The organism is Micromonospora sp. Llam0 (genome assembly GCF_003751085.1).
Taxonomy (GTDB): Bacteria; Actinomycetota; Actinomycetes; order Mycobacteriales; family Micromonosporaceae; genus Micromonospora_E.
In genome coordinates this window covers 2,090,458-2,107,705 of the sequence record NZ_RJJY01000002.1, presented here as the reverse complement: position 1 = coordinate 2,107,705, position 17,248 = coordinate 2,090,458, and the positions used below count along the sequence as shown (strand labels likewise).

Here is a 17,248-nt window from a genome sequence, read left to right as displayed (position 1 = left end):
GACATGCGACGGCACGACAAACTGCGCCGGGCTGCGGCAGCGGCAGCGTCAGTGGTCGGCGTGCTCGAAGTGGTTCGCGCACAGTCGCAGCCGTCGCGCGTGGATCACCATCACGCTACCGAAGACCAGCTGGACCAGGCTGCGCCAGACATCGGCCCACCGGTCCCCGGTGCGCATCAACCACATCCGCAGCCGCCCCGGAACCCCAACCGCCGCCGGCCCGGCCGTGACCGCCGCCGGCCCGGCATCGGGCGCCGGCCCGGCATCGGGCGCCGGCCCGGCCGGGATGAGGAAGCACGGACCCCGGCTCGGCAACGACCGGTCGTGACGTACCGAGGAGGCCAGCGCGAACCGACGCAGCACCTCACGGGTCACGGCGCGCATCATCACCGGCGCAACGCCGCGCGCCGGACAGGCCCGGTTCGCGGTGACGCCGAACGGCACGAAATGCGCCTCCCGCCGGGACACCCGCAACCAGCGGTCCGGGTCGAATTCGTCATCGGCGGCCGGTCCGGTGCGCTGGTAGGCGAGATAGTTGAACAGCAGCACCGAACCGGCGGGCAGCGTGGTGCCGGCGTCCACCTCGATCGGCGCCGAGGTGATCCGGTGCGCCACGCCGAACAGCGGATGCACCCGCAACGTCTCGTCGATCACCCGGTCCAGCAACCGGTCGGCGTCGGCCGCCGGCCCGTCCAACGCCCGGCGTACCGCGAGCTGCGTCGGCGGATGCTGGGCGATGGCCAGCAGCAGATGCGCCATCGCCTCGGACATCTGCACCACCGCCGTGTTGAAGAACGCACCCTGCAGCCACCAGGCGGTCTCCTGCGTGGTGAACGGCTCCGGCAACACGACCGGGGCGGTGCCCGCGTCGACCCGGGCCCGCAGGTAGCGGGTCAACCGGTCGCGCCGGTCCATGTGCCGCAACCCGCAACACTTCAACGCGGTCACCACGTCATCGGCGTTCGCGACGATCAACGCCCGAGCGTCCGGCGGGCACGCCTCACCGAAGACCAACTCGTAGTAGACCTCGGCCCAGACCGGCAGCATCATGTCCCGCAGCCGCACCCGGCTGACCTGGCCGGCCGGCAGCTGGTCCAGCTGTCGGCGGGCGGCGGCAGCGGCCAGCTCCGCCGACCGTTGCTGCGGCACGGCCAGCACCCGCCGGGTGGTCCGGGCGACCGCAAGGTACCGCTCACCCGGTTCCAGGTGCTCCTGGTGCATGTGCGGGCCCGGGGCCAGCCAGTACCAGAACAGGTCGGACAGCCCGGCACCACGGCTGCGGCCGTCCGCCGCCGGGTTCGCGTACACCTTCTCGAAGTGTTCCGCGCCGACCAGCGGGCCGGGCACCGGGATCCCCTCGGTGCCGTTGACCCGGGCGAACACCCACTGCCGCAGGCCGATCACCGCCGGCGGCAGCCACCTGGGCAGCGTCCACAGCACCACCGCCGCCACGACGGCCAGCAGCACTGGTACGGCGAGCCCGGTCACCGCCGTACCGCCGGGGTGATCAGGTCGGCGGTGACCTCAGCCGGGCGGGCGGCCCCGGCCAGCGCCAACGTCCGGTCCAGGTCGGCCCGCAGCAGCTCCAGCACCTGCCGCACGCCGGCTTCACCGGCGGCGGCCAGACCCCACAGGACCGGCCGGCCGACGCCGACGGCGGTGGCACCCAACGCCAGCGCGGTGAGTACGTCGGTGCCGCGCCGCACCCCGCCGTCGAGCAGCACCGGCAGGCGACCCGCCACCGCGTCGACGATGGCGGGCAGTGCGTCGAGGCTGGCCGGTACGCCGTCGAGCTGCCGACCGCCGTGGTTCGACACCAGCACCGCGTCGGCGCCGTGTTCGACCGCCAGCGCGGCGTCGGCGGGATGCAGAATTCCTTTGAGGACGATGGGCAGTAGGGTCGTTGCCCGCAGCCACTCGATCCGCCGCCAGTCCAGCCCGGCGTCCATCGTGATCGACCGGACCTTTCCGGTCTCCGGATCGCGCATGTTCTCGCAGCACAACCCGTCCGGCAGGTCGAGGAAGCCGTTGCGCAGATCCCGTTCGCGCCGGCCGAAGACCGGCGAGTCGACGGTGACCACCAGGGCACCGCAGCCGGCGGCCTCGGCGCGCCGGATCAGCGACTCGGTGAACGCCAGGTCCGGCTGCGGGTAGAGCTGGAACCACAGCTTCGGCGGCCGACCCGGACCGCTGGTCGCCGATGGCCGGGGCGTCGCCGCTGCGGCTGCGATCTTCTCCACCGGTGTGGTGGCGGCCATGCTCACCACCATGAGGGTGCCGGCCGCCGCAGTCGCGCGGGCAGAGCCCACCTCACCGTCCGGATGGGCGAGCCGGTGGAACGCCGTCGGCGCCACCAGCACCGGCATCGCCAGCGTCTCACCGAGCAGTTGCGTGCGCAGGTCGCGGTCGCCGGCACCGCGCAGCACCCGAGGCAGTACGCGGTAGGCGTCGAAGGCGGCCTCGTTGTCCCGTACCGTCCGTTCGTCGCCGGCACCGCCAGCGAAGAAGTCGTCGTGTGCCGGGTCGAGCCGGCGACCGGCCGCCGCCCGCAGATCGGCCAGGTTCACCGGGGCAGGGCCGCCGGCCAGGGCGTACCCGTTCATCGGCGTACGGTGGCCGGGCGACGGGACGGGCGGTGACCCTGCACCCGGCCGCGTATCGCCGCAGTGACCTCGATGTGCACTGCGACAGCCACGCGCCGTAGGTTGGCCGGATGCAAGGAGCCAGTCAGATCGAAGATATCGATCCTGGTCGCCGTTTGGCTGATCACCTCCCTGACCGTAGCCACGGATTCTCAGAACGGTCTCAGCCGGCCGTCCGGCTCTGGTGCCGCAGCCCGGGATCCGGCTCCCCGTACCCGGATCCCGGTCTGAGTAATTTCTGAATCCGAACCGCTAGCATCGCCCCATGCCGGCCGTGTCCATCAAGGAGTTCGTCGACCATGCCAGCAACTGAGCCGGGCACCCCGCCCCAGGCGTACCCGCGGCAGATCCTGGACCTGCTGGCAGCCGCCGCCGACCGGACGGTGTTCGAGCACGGCGCGCGCGAGGTCACCGGCGCCGAGCTGCTGGACGCCGTCGGGCGGATCAGCACCGGTCTGCGGGCGGCGGGAATCGGGCCGGGCGACGGGGTGGCGATGACGCTCGGCGTCTCGCCGGAGGCATTCGCCGCCATGATCGCCGCCCAGGTGGTCGGCGCCCGGGTCTGCGGGGTGCGCGGCGGTCTGACCCCCAAGCAGTTGCGTCACGTCCTCACCGGTGGCGGTACCGCTACCACGCCGGCCAACCGGGCGGTGGTGGTCGACCGGTCGACGGCGACCGACGAGCTGCGGGGCGCAGCCGACGAACTCGACCTGCTCGCCGTCGGCGACCTGCTCGCCGGGCCGCCGTCGGCGACCGCACTGGACTGCGCCGGTCGTCCGGCGGACGCCGGGCGGATCGTCTACACCAGTGGCAGCACCGGCGACCCGAAAGGCTGCGTCGAGACGTACGCCGGGCTCGGCGCGGGATGGGCGGCGTACCCCGACCGGTGGCCGGCGGCGATCCGCGACCTGGCCACGAAGCTGGACCGCTTCCTGGTCTTCGGATCGCTGAGCAGCCAGGTGATGATGGAGTACACCGTGCTGACCCTGGCCGCCGGTGGTACCGCCGTGATCGCCGAACCCACCGGCGGGCCGGAGCCGTTCCTGCCTTCGGCGATCACCCGGCTGCGGGCGACCGCCAGCGTGGCCGCCGTGCCCCGACTGCACCAGCTGGTCACCGGCCAGCGCACCGACCCGGTCGACCTCGGTTCGTTGCGTGCCCTGCTGGTCTCCGGGTCACCGCTGGAGCCCGGCCGGCTGGCGCAGGCCGAGGCGGTGCTGGGGCCGATCGTCTACAACGGGTACGGCCAGACCGAAGCGGGCCTGATCTCGATTCTGACCCCGGCCGAGACGGCCGGGGCACCGGCCCGGCTGGCCAGCGTCGGCCGGCCCGCCGAGATGGTGCAGACGCAGATCCGGGACGGTTCCGGCAACCCGGTGCCGGACGGAGGTGAGGGCGAGCTGTTCGTCCGTAGCCCCGGCCAGGCCGCCGGCTACTGGGGCGACCCGGCCGAGACGGCGGACGTGTTCATCGACGGCTGGGTACGGACCCGCGATCTCGCCCGCTTCGACGCCGACGGCTACCTGTACCTGCTCGGCCGGATCCGGGACGTGATCATCGTGCACGCCGACGTCCGGTACGCCGGCCCGATCGAGCGGGTCCTGGCCAGCCATCCCGGCGTGGCCGAGGCGTACGTGGTCGGGATGCCCGACGAGCAGAGCGGGGAGGCCGTGCACGCCTTCGTCGTGCCGACCACCGCCGAGCGGCCGGACCCGACCGAGCTGGGTGAGCTGGTGGCCGACCGGCTCGGCCAGGCCAGCCGGCCCCGTACCGTCACCTTCATCGACGTGGTGCCGGTCGGGCCGAGCGGCAAGCCGGACAAGCGGCAGCTCCGGCCGGCCGGCGACTGAGCAAGCCGGGCCGGCCCCGGTCGCGGCGGTACGGCTCGGGTCAGCCCCGGTCAGCCCTGGTCGCGGCGGTGCCGGCCGGTCTCGCCGGACGTTCCGGCGGTACGCCGCTTCAGCCCGAGCATGGTGCCGATCTGCGCGCCGACGATGCTCGCCGCGGTGATCACCGCAGTCACCGCGAGGGGGCGGTTCAGGTTCTGCTCCGGCCCGGGCCGGCCGGCGGAGACGCCGCCGCCGAGGTTGCCGGTGGCGTCGTTGTCCACCTGCCAGGCGGGGCGGTCAGCGTCCGACGGTACGTCGACCGGCGGCGGGGTCTGCGGAGCCGCCGGCTGCTCCGGCGTCGGCTGCGACGGGGTGGGCGTCACCGCCGGGGTGACGACTGTGCCGGTGGCGTGCGGCCGGACGCCGGTGTCCGTCGCCTCGGCAGGCAACCGCAGCAGCTGTCCGGCCCGGATCCGGTCCGGGTCGCCGATCTCGTTGAGGTCGGCCAGCTCCTGGTAGTCACTGAACCCGCCGAGATAGCGGTCGGCGATGTGGCCGAGGTAGTCGCCCTTGGCGACCCGGTACACGGCCGGCTCCGCCGCCTCGTCCGGCTGGTCCGTCGGCGCGGTGCCGTCGGCGCCCGGGCCGGTGGGGGCCGCCGCGAGCGTGTGCAACGCGGCCGGCGAGACCAGCGGGGCAGGGGAGCCCACGGCGGCCGGCGCCGGCGCGGCGGACCGCCCGGTGACACCGACGAGCTGGTTCGGCGTCGAGTGCTGGCCGGCGGGCGCGGCAAGCTCAGGGGCGCTGCCGAACCCGGTGCCCACCACCGCCGCCGAGGTCGCCTCGACCGGCCCCGGTGCGGCGTACGCCGCCGCCGGACCGGCCACCAGGATCAGCGAGATCGATCCGACCAGCGCGGCGGCAACCCGCTGCTGCCGGCCCATGCCGGGCAGTTTCGGTGCCGGCCGCCGCCGCAGTCGGGCCGGCACCTCCACCAGCACCGACAGCAGGAACGTCGCCCAACCCAACCAGCCGGCGACCGCCAACGCCCGGATGAACAGCTGCCCGTCGTCGCGGCTGGTCAGCGCGGTGCCGATCTCGTCGACGCCGGGCAGGTGGTCGGGCAGCGGGTTGCCGGCGAACGCGAGCAGCGCGACCGGCGCGCCGACGAGCAGGATCAACAGGATGATCAGCGCACTCAGGCCGGTGAGGACCTGCCCGAGCCGCCGGACGGGGGAAACGCGGGTCGCGCGCATGTGCCGCTCCTCTCGAGGGGTCAGCTTCCGCTACGGGTCGGTCCGGAGCACGGCGGTGGCCTGCCCGGTCACCGGGATCCCCGACGGGAAACCGAAGAGGCTGAGCATGGTGGTCTCGTAGGTCATGTCGACGGTCACCGTCAGCTGCTGCTGATCCGCAGCGACCTCGACCGTGTACCCGGTCACCCCGGGCAGGTCGTCGAAGTAGTGGTCGACCGCGGCGGTGGCCGCCGGGACGTCGATGAACTGGCCCTCCCCGCTGACCGCCAGACCGATGTCGATCTGCTGCCCGCCGGTACGGGCCGCCTCGGCGGCCAGGTTGTCCGCCCGTTGCTTGGTGCGGTACTTACCGGCGGCGTCCACGGTGATGCCGAGGACGGTGGCCACGGCGAGGAAGGCCACGGCGAGGAAGACGCTGACCCGCCCCGCGTCGCGGTGACCGTACGCGTCGCGGGTTCCACCAGGCTGCTGGCGGTCGACGCCCGGCCGCTGGCGGCTCATTCCCGCCCCCGGTAGCGGTCCAGTGGGGATCGGAAATCGGCGCGGAGCAGCCGGTCCTGCGCCACCCAGGGCAGCCCCAGATCACCGAACTGGACGGTGCAGCTGACCCGTACGTGAATCAGCGCGGTGGTGCTGCCGGGCGCGGTGGCGAACGCCTTGGTCAGGGTGTCCACCCCGTTCGGGGCGAAGTCGGCGGTCGGCTCCCCAGCGCAGGCAATGCCCTCCCAGTCGAGGCGCTGCTGCGCGGCGTACTCGGCGTTGGTCTGCGCCTCGGTTACGGACCGGGAGATGGAGGCGGCGCGGGCGGCGTCGTGCGCCGCCGCGTCCAGGGCGTTGCGGGCCAGCACCGTCCGCCCGGTCACCCAGGCGACGACGACCAGCAGCAGGAACGCCGGGGTGAGGATGGCCACCTCCACCGAGACGGAGCCCCGGTCACGGCCCCGGTCGGAGCCCGCATGGCGTCGCCGCACGATCAGCCTCCCGCGACCTGCTCGAACCGCTCGATCTCGCCGTTCGCGGTCTCGCTGACGGTGAACGTCACGCCCGGCACCAGCGACAGTGCCTTACCGCTGACGGTGTACGACACGTACCGCCCGTCCGGGTCGACCGACGGCTCCGGCAGCGGGTCCGGGTCGAGCCAGTCGCCGGCGTCGGCGAGGAACGCGGCGGCGCGCTGCGCACCCACCCCGGTGTCGGCGTTGCCGCTGCCCAACGCGTCGTAGCCGCGTTCGGCGGTGACCGCCTGCTGGGCGGCGCTCAACGCCACGGTACGGGCCAGGAACAGCGCGGCGACCTGGATCGACGCGAACAGCAGCAGCAGGATCGCCGGCAGCAGGATGGCCAACTCGACCGGGGCCGCGCCCCGGTCCCGGGCATGCTGGACCACCGGGGTGGGGGCGGGCCGGACCACCGGGGTGGGGGTGGTCCGGCCCGCCCGGCCGGCCAGCAGTCGACGCATGTCGCCGATCAATCGCCGCCACCCGGGAAGTTGCCCGAGTCCGGCAGGTCGCTGGTCGGGTCCGGGTTGGCGTTCATGAAGTCGAACGCCAGGTTCGACGCCCAGGCGAGGACGGCGATCGCGACGAGCGCCAGCCCGACGATGATCACTGCTGTGGGGACCGGGCTGTCCCCCCGGTCCCGTTCGTCGGCGGCGCGCAGCTCGGCGAGTCGGCCGGCCACCGCTAGGTAGAGGCGGGTGAATATCTGCATGGTGAGTGTCCTTTCGGGGGTCTGTCCGGCGGTCGCCGGGCGGTCAGATCCGGGCGGTCAGATCCGGGCCAGGAAGGGATAGAGGACGAATCCGATCAGGACAAAGACCAGGAAGGCGCCCGGGATGTCGAGCCGGCCGGTGACCGCCTCCGCCCGGGCCAGGTTGTCGGTCCTGATCTGGTCGCGCAACGAGTCGGCGCGGCTGCGCAACGTCTCGTGCACCTGGGCGCCTTCGGTGCCCGACGACTGCATGATCGACCCGACGTCACCGAGCTCCGGCACGCCGATCTGGTCGGACAGGTCCCGCAACTCGTCCCAGGGCGAATGCATCTGCAGCTGGGCCAGCCGCAGCGCCTCCCGGATCCGTTCGAAGACCCAGCCGTCGCACACCTTCGCCGCCCGTTCCAGCGCCTGCACCGGCCCGTGCGCCGCGGACAGCTGCAACGCGACGAGGTCCAGATAGGTGCAGACCGCCCGGCTGAACTCCCGCCGGGCCTGCCGGGCCTTGCTCAGCACGTCCTGGTGAGCGATCAGCGCGGCCGCCGCCGCCAGCACCAGGCCGGCGGCCACCGGTACGGCGACCGGCAGGTCGATGCCGACCACGCCGAGCGCCATGCCCAGCACCGGCGGCGCGACCAGCCCGATCAACGCCGACAGCAGCAGCGACAGGGCGTACTGCTCCGGGGTCCGCCCGAGCAGGGCGAGCTCCTTGTGCGGTGGCCGCAGCCACCGGACCACACCGGTCATCCAGGCCAGATCGCCGTCGGCGGCGACCACACCCGGCCGGCCCTGGGTGTGGTGCAGTCGGCGCAGCGCCGGCCCGAGCGCCGGCGTGGCCGGGCTGGTCTCCCGCAGCAACAGGAACAACCCGAGCCCGACCAGCGCCCCACTGACCACCGCGACGGTCAACTGCCAGTTCAGGATCATGTCAGCACCTCGTCGGGGTCCGGGGCGGCGAGGAACCGGGCCGGTCGGGGCGGGATGCTCATCTGCCGCACCCAGACGAGCAGCGCGACGAACAGGCCGCCCAGCGAGACCATCACCAGTTGGCCGGTCGGCGTGCCGTACGGCGCCATGTAGTCCGGGTTGACCAGCCCGTACCCGAGGACCAGCAGGGTCATCACGGTCAGGAATCGCACCGCGAACCGGGGCTGGGTGCGTTTGGCCTCCACCTCGCGTCGGGTGGCGACCTCGGCGGCGGCCGCGTTCGCGATCGACCCCAGCACGTCACCGAGCCGCTCACCCCGGTCGGTGAGGTGCAGGATCAGCGCCGCCACCACCTGGTCGCAGACCGGGTCGCCGATCTCGTCGGCGAACGCCAGCAGAGCGGTCCGGCCCAGCCAGCCGGCCTGCAACCGGGTCGCCAGGTCCCGTACCTCCGGGTTGATCTGCTCAGGGGCGGTGCTGACCGTGCCGATGATCGCCTGCTGCAGGCCCTGGCCGGTGCCGGAGACATCCTTGAGTCGGCGGGTCCACTCGCCGACGGCCTCGATCCGGGCGATCGCCCGCCGCTCCGCCTTGCCGACGTTGAACAGCCACGGTGCCCCCGGCACGGCGACGGCGACCAGAACGCCGGCCACCGGCAGGCCGGTGATCAGGAAGGCGAACGCGCCGACCAGCCCGGCGGCGACCAGCAGCGCCTGATGCTGGCGCTGCTCACGGCGGCTGGCGCCGGAGCCCAGCCACAGCCGACGCACCAGCAGCCCGGCGCGCGACGGCGGCCCAGGTGGCCGGCTGGTGCCGATCAGCGCGACGACGGCGAGGACCAGGCCACCGATGCAGGCGGCGCCGGCGACGACCGCGATCACCTCGATGTTGGCGGGCAGGTTCACCGGTGCCCCCGCAGGACGGTGTGCCGCGGCCGTCGCCAGGCGCCGACGCCGGCCTCGATGTAGCGGGACAGCATCCGGGCGTCGTAGCCGACCCGCAGCAACTGCTCCCGGATCCGTTCCGGCAGATGCCGGGGGATCGCCCGGCCGTCCGCGCCCGGGCCGAAGACGGTGGTGGTGGCGATCCGGCCGCCCTCACCGACCCCGATCACCTCCTCGACGTGCGAGACGAACCGGTGCTTACGTCCGCCGATGCCGGTCTCGTCCTCGACGGTGACGTAGACGATCAGATCGAGGGCGTTGCCGGCCATCCGGCGGGCCTGGTCGACGGTCATCTCCCGGCCGTGCGACAGGGCCAGCTCGACGATCCGCTCACCGACCCCGGACGGGGTACGGGCGTGGATGGTGCACATCGAGCCACGGCTGGTGGTCATCGCCTGCAGCATCGGCACGATCTCCCGGGACCGGACCTCACCGACGATGATCCGCAGTACGCCCATCCGCAGCGAGACCGGGATCAGGTCGGCGATGCTCACCTCACCGGCCGGGCGGCCGTCGAAACCGCGTTCGCCGTGGCCCTCGCGGGCTTCGAAGCTCATCACCGCCCGGTGCCGTTCGGTACGCCGGGCCGGCAGCAGCTCGCGGCTCTCCTCCAGCAGCACGTACGGCTCGTCCGGCGGGATCTCGTCCATCAGCGCCCGGATGATGGTGGTCTTGCCGGCCCCGGCCAGCCCGGCGACCATGATGTTCAGCCCGGCCCGCATCGACGCACGCAGGAAGTCGCGGACCAGCACGTCGATCATCTCGTCCAGGTCGGGCCGGCCGCCGGCCACGTCGTCGAGGCTGATGTCCAGGGTGTTGTGCTTGCGGATCACCGCGTACGGGCGGTGGCTGACCAGGTAGACGGCGGCCAGCCGGCTGCCGTCGGGCAGTTGCAGGTCCAGCGTCGGCTTCGAGGTGGACAGCGACCGTTCGGTGGCCCCGGCCCGCCGGGCGGCCGCCTGCAGGATCTCCACCAGCTCGTCGTCGCTGTCGGCGATCGGGTCGTGCCAGTCGACCTGCCCGTTGCGGCGGGTGATCCGCACCTGGTCGCAGCCGAGGATGTGAACTTCTTCGATGGTGTCGTCGACCAGCAGGGTCTGCAGCCGGCCGAGCCCGACGAGTTCGGCGGTGACCTGGTCGAGCAGCACCCGTTCCTCGTACGCGGTGAGCGGGGTGCCGGCCCGGCGGACCTGGTCGGCGTACTCGGCGACGACCGCGACGGCGAGCCGCGCCCGCTCGACGTCCTCCTCGTCGATGGTGAACTCGCGACCCCGCTGCCAGCGGGTGAGCCGGGTGCTGAGCTCCCGGCGCAGCTCGCGGACCAGTGCGAAGTCGGTGCGCGGCCGGGCCAGCGCACCGGTGCCGGTGGTGTCGGGGGTGGCCGGCGGCGTGTTGGCCGGGGCCAGGACGGTCGGCGGCGGGGTCACCGGGGGCAGGGTGGCCGGGACTGCACCGGGCTGGATGCCGGGCCGGGGTGCGCCCGCGGGCCGGGCGGTGGGCGGCGCGGCGGGTGCTGCGCTGACCGGGACGACCAGCGGCCAACTGTGCCGCGCGCTGTGGCCGTGCTGCGCGGGACGCAGTGGCACGCCACTGTGCCGGGTGGCGGCGGGTGGTACGGCGTCGCCCGGGGCGGCTTCGCCCGGGATGCCGTTCGGACCGAGCGGCGGGGTGATCGAGGTGAGCGGGTCGGGCCGGTCCCGGGCCGGCCGCTGCGGCCGGCCGGTGCCGTTTTCGGACTCGTCGCGGGGATCGCTCAGCACTGGCTCAAATCGCATTCGGCACCCCTTCCGGCGTGGCCCACCGCAGCCGGGCCTGGCGCCGCTCGATCAGCGAACGGACCGGGACCTCCAACGCGCCGGCCGCCCGCAGCAGCGGCCGGTTGAGCTTGACGGTGCCGCCGTGGCTGAGCACCTCGGCGGTACGGGGGTCGGCCGGCAACCGGGAGATCACCGGCAACTGCAGGGCCTTGCTGATCTCGGCTCGGCTGTGGCCGTCACCGACCAGCAGCAGCCGCAGTGAGCCGGGCGGCACCCGGTGCTCGGCGAAGTCCCGCTCGATCGTGGTCACCGCTGCGCGGGCGCTGGACAGGTCGGGCAGGTGCGCGGCGGCCACCACCAGGACGATCGTCGCCGCCCGCAGGATCGGCCACGGTGGATTAGCGACGTAGAGACGGCCACAGTCGACGATCACGTCGTACGGTGGTCGGCCGCGTTCGAGGCCGACGAAGAAGTCGGCGAACCGTTGCCACAGCGGAGTGACGCTGCCGATCTGCGTCGGGTCGACCACGCCGGGCAGCAGCAGCCGCTCCCGGTGGGGGGCGTCCAGGTCGACCAGCTGGCTCCAGAAGGCCTCCTCCAGGTTGCCGTCGCGCAACTCGCTGACCGCCAGTTCCCCGATCCCCCGCGGGCCCGACAGGGCGCCGCCGAGGTAGCCGGCCAGCAACGTCCCACCGGCCGGATCGCACTCGGCGAGCACCACCCGGTGGTGCCAGGACAGCGTGCAGGCGAGCGCGCTGGTGGTGACGCCGGGGGAACCCTTGGCGGAGACGAGCGCGACGATGGCCATCCGTCAGGCCGCCGGGGCCAGCACGACCGCGATCCGGTCCTCGGCGGCGAGCACCACCACCGCCGGCACGTCCCGCGAGGCCAGTGCCAGGTAGGCGATGGCCCCGCTGCGGTCGTCGGCGGCCACGTCGATCACGGTCGCGTCGAACCTGGTGACCGCGTTCTCACTGGCGTTACGCGTCGGGGTGCCGACGAGGATCAGTTTGTCGCCGGGGTTCAGCTGCCGGGCCGGCACCTGGTCGGCCCGCAGCCCGATGGCGATCTGCTGCTGGTCCGGCCCGATCATCGGCTCGTTGGTCAGCTGCGCCGGGGTGAGCAGACTGCCGGGCACCAGGGCGACCGCGGCCCGCAACCCGACGACCTGGTCGAGCTGGCTGGCCGGCACCGGCTTGATCGCCTGCCCACCGGCCACCTGCACGGTCACCAGGTCGTCGGCGGACAGCACCGTACCGACCGACACGTCCCGGGCGACCGCCAGGTAGGAGCCGGTGGACCGGACCGAGGTGACCGCGAAGGCGGACCCGAGCCCGCCGAGGGCGATCAGCAGCACCGCCAGCCCGAGCAGGCCGGGCCGGACCCGTCGCTGCCGGACGATCTTCGGCGGGGTGACCGGGGCGTCGACGCCGCCCTGGCCGGTACGAGTCGTCGCCACGGTCATCGCCGTACCACCTGAAGCTCGTCGATCTCGATCTCGATGGGGTCGCTCGTCATCTGCTGGTTCGCAAAGACGCCCTGCTCGACCCCGTTGAAAGTCCAGGAGACCTTCCAGTCGACCGTGGCGACGATCCGGTAGCTGCCCGGCGTCGGGTAGCCGTTGTCGTAGCCGCAGCCGGGGTTCCAGGGGTTGTCGGCCGCCGGGTCGTACGCGTCGAAGACCTCGTCCCGTTCGCAGCTGAAGCTGTCGCCGTTGCCCATGTTGAAGGTGATCTCGTCGACTTCGGCCACGACCCGGACGCTGACGTCGCGGTCCGCCTCGTCCTCATCAAGCGGTCCCCAGACGGCGTTGGACTCCTCGGACCACACCCAGACCGGCAGACCGACCAGGCCGGGCTTGTCCGGGTCGGGCGCGGTGTGGATGACCGGCTTCTCGAATTGGATCCGGGCGTACGCGCGGCGGCGCAGCTCGTACGGGTCCGGCGGCGCCCCATAGCCTGGCGGCGGGTCAGTGAGCCACACCGTGTACCGGTTGACCAGACCGGCGACGCAGCTGCGTTGGTACGCGGTTTGGCCGGGCTCAGCGTCCGGCGGCTGCGGCTCGGCCCGCATGTAGTAGCACCCGTTCTCCCGGTTGAACCAGCCGAGGACGTTGTCGTAGCAGGGCAGCTCGACGCCGTCGCGGTAGCAGGGCTCGGCTCCGCCGTCCCCACCGCCGCCGTCGCCGGGTCCGCCACCGCCGTCGTGACCGGGGCCGCCGGGGTTGCCCGGCCCCTCGACCCAGCCGTCGCATTCGGGTTGGGTGACCGCGCAGCCGCCGCCGGATGACTGGGCGGCAGCCGGCCCAGCGGCGGTCAGCCCGGCAGCGGTCAGCAGGGCGACGAAGACCAGCCCGGCGAACCGGCGACGGTTGGTGGCAGCGACCCCGGTCAGCATGGCTGGTCCCGATGCGAGAAGCCGCCGCTGATCAGCCAGCGACCGTCGTCGTAGCGGGTCGCGGTGGCGGTGGCCAGGTAACGACTCACCTCGGTGCCGGGAACGACCGTGTCGGTGTCATCGGCGTAGACCATCCGGTAATTCGTGGCGTCCAGGCAGTCCTGGATCACCACGGTGACGGGGACCGAATCCAGATTCACCTCGGTCACCGTCGGTTCGGAGATTAGCGAGCCGGTCCGCATCGCGCCATGCTCCTTCGCGTCTCGAATGCTCAGCCGGACCTGCGCCAAGAGCGGATCCGCCAGATACTTCTTCAACTCGGGGTGGTGGGGGTCGGCCGCGTGTTCGGCCTTCTCGGCGGCGGCGAGGTACCCGTTGTACGCGGCGAGGGCGGCTTCGGCGGCTTCGGCGGCCGCCGGGTCGTCGGTCGCCGCCGGTGCGCGCAGTGGCGGCAAGGTTGCGGACTGCTCGCTGGCGCAGCCGGTGAGCACGGCAGCCGCAAGCACCGACACAGCCAGCATCACTGCTGGCCAGGGGCGCTGACTTGGCCTCACGTCCGTCCTCCTCGGTGCCCGCCGGGCCGGCCAGGGTGGCGCAGGGCGACAAGCACTATTACCAACATCGATGTGTTGGGGTGTTGTCGTACCGTCCGCTGGAATGATCCAGTGCTGCCTCCGGCTGGTCCGGCCAGGTGTCGACCGACGCATTTCCGCCGGTCGGTCGGATGTTTCCCGGCAGTAGTGCATCGCTCAAGGGGGGAGCATAGGCTGACGCCCGCGACAGCAACAGGGGCAATTCAGAACAATACTCAGGGTTACGATCTTCGAGTCCGGTACCGGCGAAGGGTGGTGCGATGCTCGGTCATTCCGACCACCGCCGTAAGACGCCTCCGAGTACGTCTGTCAAGTGGGCAGTGGTGATCGAAAACCGACAGTCGTCATCGCGAATTGCCAGCATGGGCCGGATTCTGTCCCATTTGGAAGTCGACGGTCGACCCAGCCATCGTCGACCGGCAGACCGACCACGGTGCGAGCCGGAGTCGGTCGACCGGGTACCACCAGGCCGGCCGACACCAAAAGTAAGCGATCATGAAAACACGGAACGTGATCGGCGTAGCGGGTGCCGGGAGAGGGCGCAGGGATGATCACCGGCAACGAGCGCCCGATCGGGACCGGGTCGACACCGGCCCCTGCCGGGCGACGGCCCGGTCAGGCCGGCAAGCTGCTCCGCGTACTGCTGGTGCTGCCCTTGCTGCGCCGGGCTGCCGCCGTCCACTCGGTGGCACCCGGCGAACCGTGGCGGACCGGCTGTCCACGGTGCGGCACGCCGCTCGGCGCGGCCGGCCCGGCGGGGTCGCTGCCCCCCATGGCGTCGCTGTCCCCACTGGCCAGATGCGGCGGCTGCGGTGCCCGGGTCGGCCCGCCGCCGTTCGCCGTCGAGGTGGTCGCCGTCGCGGCGCTGGCAGCGTTGGTGTCCGCCGGCCATCCCTGGCCGGTCCTCCTGGCACTGATCTGGTGGGCGGCCTGGATGGTGCCGCTGGTCTTCGTCGACCTCGCGGTGCACCGGCTGCCGGACCGGCTCACCTACCCGGCCGCCGCCGGGACCTGGGCGCTGCTCGGTGCGGCGGTGCTGCTGGGTGAGCCGTCCGATGCCTGGCTGCGGGCCGTCATCGCCGGTACGGGCGTCGCGGCGCTGTTCGCCGCCACCACCCTGGTGTTCGGTGCCAGAGGGTTCGGGCTGGGTGACGCCAAACTGGCGCTCAGCGTCGGCGCGGTGCTCGGCTGGTTCGGTTGGCCGATGGTGCTGCTCGGGCTGCTGGTCGCCTTCGTGGGCTCGGGCGGCGTGGCGGTGGTCCTGCTGGTCGCCCGGCGGATCCGGTGGACCCAGCAGTTGCCGTTCGGGCCGTTCCTGGTGCTCGGAGCCGTCGTCGGGGTGCTGCTGGCCGGTCGACTGCCGGCGGGCTGAGTACAGCCTCACCCCGACTCACGCCGAAATGCAGATCCGCTCGACATGCTCGAAGATGTCCGCGTCGGTCTCCTGCTGCCAGGCTGGCAACGCGTCCCAGTCGGCCACGTACGACGGCTTCGGGTCGTCGAAGTGCTTGTAGATCTGGGCGATCCAGCACAACGCCACAAAACGCCCCTTCTGCTCCCGGCTCAGCTTTGCTGTGCAACCGGAACTGACCTGCACGAAGTCGTGAATCTGGCCGAACACGGCCGAAGCGGCCTGTCGCTCCCATTCGGGGGTGGCCTCCCACGGGGCGACGTAACCGGGCTTCGGCTCGCCCGGATAATGCCGGAGCACCCCGGCTGTCCACGCCTCACGGAAGTAGCGACCCGGCTCGTCGGTCATGATCGGCCCTGATTCCTCTCGTCTCGTCATCAGATCATCTCGCCGTCAGGCTGCAGCCGTCAGCAGGCCGGTTATCCGGTCGTTCAGCTGTGCGACCTGAGCATCAGCCAACAGGGCCGGCGTGAGTTGGCGCTGGAAGCCCTGCACCTTCCGGCCCAGGTAACCGACGGAGTGGGTCTGCTCGGCGATGCCGACAGCTTCGCTGCCGTACCGGAGCATCCGATCGATGTCGGTACGTTGAGCGCTCAGCAAAGCAAGATCGGCCAGGATGCCACCCCGACGACGCGGCGACATCGTGCCGTCGCTGGCCGCAAACAGCGCACGCTCGGCCAGATCGACCTGCCCCAATGCAAGGTGACAGGCGCCTCGCTCCTCACGTATCCGGCTTCCATCGAAACGCAGCCAGCCACCAGGACTGACCGGGCCGTTGAGACCGTGCACCTGCTCAGCGGTATCCAAGGCGTGTTCGCAAGCTTCCCGGTCGCCCAGTCCTGCGAACGCCTGAGCCTGCACAGCTGCGACCCAATGGCGGGTGGACAGTTGACTATCGCCACGTTGGGCGATCCGTGCTGCGGCGTCGAGCACGGTCACGGCCCGGCTGTACTGCTGGTCGTACAGGTTGACGAACGCCTGCCGGGTCAAGGCGCAGGCCCAGCGGTCGTAGGAACGCGACTCACGACCCGCCGACGCCGCCAACGAGTAACAATGTGCAGCCTCGGCGTACTGGTCGGCGTCGAAAAAGATCTCGCCCGCCAGTTGGAACAGGTCGCATGCCAGCACGCACAGCCTGCGGTGCTCGGCCCCCGTACGTGCCCGGTCGAGCCGGTCGACCAGTACGGCGGCCTGCTCCTGGACCAATGGGTAGACGAGGCGCTTGGGCCTGGTCAGCCCGAAGACCTGCCACAGGTGGGCGTTGAGTTCTGCGTATTGATCCAGGTCACCGGCCTCATGGGCCAGGGTTGCCGGGAGCAGAGCCGCCCCGTGGTTTCCAGTTGGTAGCGCCGTGAGGGCACCCGCGACGCTTATCAGGCGGAGAAGTTCGCGGCGATGCATGTCGTCGAGTACACCCGTCGGCTCTGACCGGACCGGACCCGGGCCGGCGGCGGTTGGTCGAGGTGTAGGAACAGGAGGGGACATGTCCTCGTCCCCACCCATTAGCCAGTGGTCGAGCTGCTCTGCCGTTACCTCCAGGATCTTGCACAGCTTCAACCGCGTATACGGATAGGGGGTGGTGACGCCGTGTTCGAGTCGGGCGATCGTCGTACGGTCCACGCCGATCTTCTCGGCGAGAGTCTCCTGGCTGAAACCGAGCGCCTTCCGACGCTCGACGAACCGGCGGCGCTTGACTGCCACAGGCACCTCCGCCCTTTTGGGACTCCCGTTCCAGCGTACGGGAGGCTGCGCTTGGCTGAGCCGTCCGTCGCCCCAGATGCG

The 17,248-nt window shown here is 72.0% G+C and carries 18 protein-coding genes; 2 read left to right on the top strand and 16 right to left on the bottom strand.

Going from position 1 to position 17,248, the window contains the following annotated elements; all coding sequences use genetic code 11:
- Positions 1-48 precede the first annotated feature (48 nt).
- Together EDC02_RS36850 and EDC02_RS36845 are read right to left on the bottom strand one after the other, a co-directional pair.
- Positions 49-1,488 (bottom strand): cytochrome P450, encoded by a 1,440-nt coding sequence (locus tag EDC02_RS36850; protein ID WP_233606627.1) that lies wholly within the window; start codon positions 1,486-1,488, stop codon positions 49-51.
- The gene (locus EDC02_RS36845) at positions 1,485-2,603 is read right to left on the bottom strand and encodes an alpha-hydroxy acid oxidase (protein WP_123606707.1); all 1,119 of its coding nucleotides are present in this window, start codon (positions 2,601-2,603) and stop codon (positions 1,485-1,487) included. The genes EDC02_RS36850 and EDC02_RS36845 overlap by 4 nt, the downstream gene beginning before the upstream one ends.
- Before the next feature lie 338 nt (positions 2,604-2,941).
- Between EDC02_RS36845 and EDC02_RS36840 the strand changes: the two genes are divergently transcribed.
- Positions 2,942-4,492, top strand: coding sequence for a class I adenylate-forming enzyme family protein (locus EDC02_RS36840; RefSeq protein WP_123606706.1), 1,551 nt, complete (start codon positions 2,942-2,944; stop codon positions 4,490-4,492).
- Positions 4,493-4,542: 50 nt separating this feature from the next.
- Here EDC02_RS36840 and EDC02_RS36835 read toward each other — a convergent pair whose 3' ends face one another.
- The 12 genes from EDC02_RS36835 to EDC02_RS36780 are packed head-to-tail and all read right to left on the bottom strand — an operon-like array spanning position 4,543 to position 13,983.
- Positions 4,543-5,727 carry a LysM peptidoglycan-binding domain-containing protein gene (locus EDC02_RS36835; protein WP_123606705.1) on the bottom strand — a complete coding sequence of 395 codons (1,185 nt, stop codon included), beginning with the start codon at positions 5,725-5,727 and terminating at the stop codon, positions 4,543-4,545.
- A 30-nt stretch (positions 5,728-5,757) separates the two neighbouring features.
- On the bottom strand, positions 5,758-6,228 hold the full coding sequence (locus EDC02_RS36830; RefSeq protein WP_123606704.1) for a pilus assembly protein TadG-related protein: 471 nt from the start codon (positions 6,226-6,228) through the stop codon (positions 5,758-5,760).
- Positions 6,225-6,698, bottom strand: coding sequence for a TadE/TadG family type IV pilus assembly protein (locus EDC02_RS36825; protein ID WP_123606703.1), 474 nt, complete (start codon positions 6,696-6,698; stop codon positions 6,225-6,227). The genes EDC02_RS36830 and EDC02_RS36825 overlap by 4 nt, the downstream gene beginning before the upstream one ends.
- A gap of 2 nt (positions 6,699-6,700) precedes the next feature.
- Positions 6,701-7,186 carry a TadE/TadG family type IV pilus assembly protein gene (locus tag EDC02_RS36820; protein ID WP_123606702.1) on the bottom strand — a complete coding sequence of 162 codons (486 nt, stop codon included), beginning with the start codon at positions 7,184-7,186 and terminating at the stop codon, positions 6,701-6,703.
- An 8-nt stretch (positions 7,187-7,194) separates the two neighbouring features.
- Complete coding sequence (locus EDC02_RS36815; RefSeq protein WP_123606701.1) at positions 7,195-7,437, bottom strand: hypothetical protein; 243 nt, start codon at positions 7,435-7,437, stop codon at positions 7,195-7,197.
- A gap of 57 nt (positions 7,438-7,494) precedes the next feature.
- Positions 7,495-8,361 (bottom strand): type II secretion system F family protein, encoded by an 867-nt coding sequence (locus EDC02_RS36810; protein WP_123607442.1) that lies wholly within the window; start codon positions 8,359-8,361, stop codon positions 7,495-7,497.
- Positions 8,361-9,263, bottom strand: a complete 903-nt coding sequence (locus EDC02_RS36805) for a type II secretion system F family protein (RefSeq protein ID WP_370461629.1) — start codon at positions 9,261-9,263, stop codon at positions 8,361-8,363. The genes EDC02_RS36810 and EDC02_RS36805 overlap by 1 nt, the downstream gene beginning before the upstream one ends.
- Positions 9,264-9,265: 2 nt before the next feature.
- On the bottom strand, positions 9,266-11,083 hold the full coding sequence (locus tag EDC02_RS36800; RefSeq protein ID WP_233606626.1) for a CpaF family protein: 1,818 nt from the start codon (positions 11,081-11,083) through the stop codon (positions 9,266-9,268).
- The gene (locus EDC02_RS36795; RefSeq protein ID WP_123606699.1) at positions 11,073-11,873 is read right to left on the bottom strand and encodes a ParA family protein; all 801 of its coding nucleotides are present in this window, start codon (positions 11,871-11,873) and stop codon (positions 11,073-11,075) included. The genes EDC02_RS36800 and EDC02_RS36795 overlap by 11 nt, the downstream gene beginning before the upstream one ends.
- A 3-nt stretch (positions 11,874-11,876) precedes the next feature.
- Positions 11,877-12,530 (bottom strand): SAF domain-containing protein, encoded by a 654-nt coding sequence (locus EDC02_RS36790; protein ID WP_123606698.1) that lies wholly within the window; start codon positions 12,528-12,530, stop codon positions 11,877-11,879.
- Positions 12,527-13,462 (bottom strand): hypothetical protein, encoded by a 936-nt coding sequence (locus EDC02_RS36785; RefSeq protein ID WP_123606697.1) that lies wholly within the window; start codon positions 13,460-13,462, stop codon positions 12,527-12,529. Before EDC02_RS36785 ends, EDC02_RS36790 begins: the two co-directional genes overlap by 4 nt.
- Positions 13,456-13,983 carry a hypothetical protein gene (locus EDC02_RS36780; protein WP_123607440.1) on the bottom strand — a complete coding sequence of 176 codons (528 nt, stop codon included), beginning with the start codon at positions 13,981-13,983 and terminating at the stop codon, positions 13,456-13,458. The genes EDC02_RS36785 and EDC02_RS36780 overlap by 7 nt, the downstream gene beginning before the upstream one ends.
- A 619-nt stretch (positions 13,984-14,602) precedes the next feature.
- Here EDC02_RS36780 and EDC02_RS36775 point away from each other — a divergent pair.
- Positions 14,603-15,427, top strand: coding sequence for an A24 family peptidase (locus tag EDC02_RS36775; protein WP_123606696.1), 825 nt, complete (start codon positions 14,603-14,605; stop codon positions 15,425-15,427).
- Between the two features lie 18 nt (positions 15,428-15,445).
- Here EDC02_RS36775 and EDC02_RS36770 read toward each other — a convergent pair whose 3' ends face one another.
- Together EDC02_RS36770 and EDC02_RS36765 are read right to left on the bottom strand one after the other, a co-directional pair.
- Positions 15,446-15,814, bottom strand: coding sequence for a hypothetical protein (locus EDC02_RS36770; protein ID WP_123606695.1), 369 nt, complete (start codon positions 15,812-15,814; stop codon positions 15,446-15,448).
- Between the two features lie 45 nt (positions 15,815-15,859).
- Positions 15,860-17,167, bottom strand: a complete 1,308-nt coding sequence (locus tag EDC02_RS36765) for a helix-turn-helix transcriptional regulator (protein WP_123606694.1) — start codon at positions 17,165-17,167, stop codon at positions 15,860-15,862.
- Between the last annotated feature and the right edge of the window lie 81 nt (positions 17,168-17,248).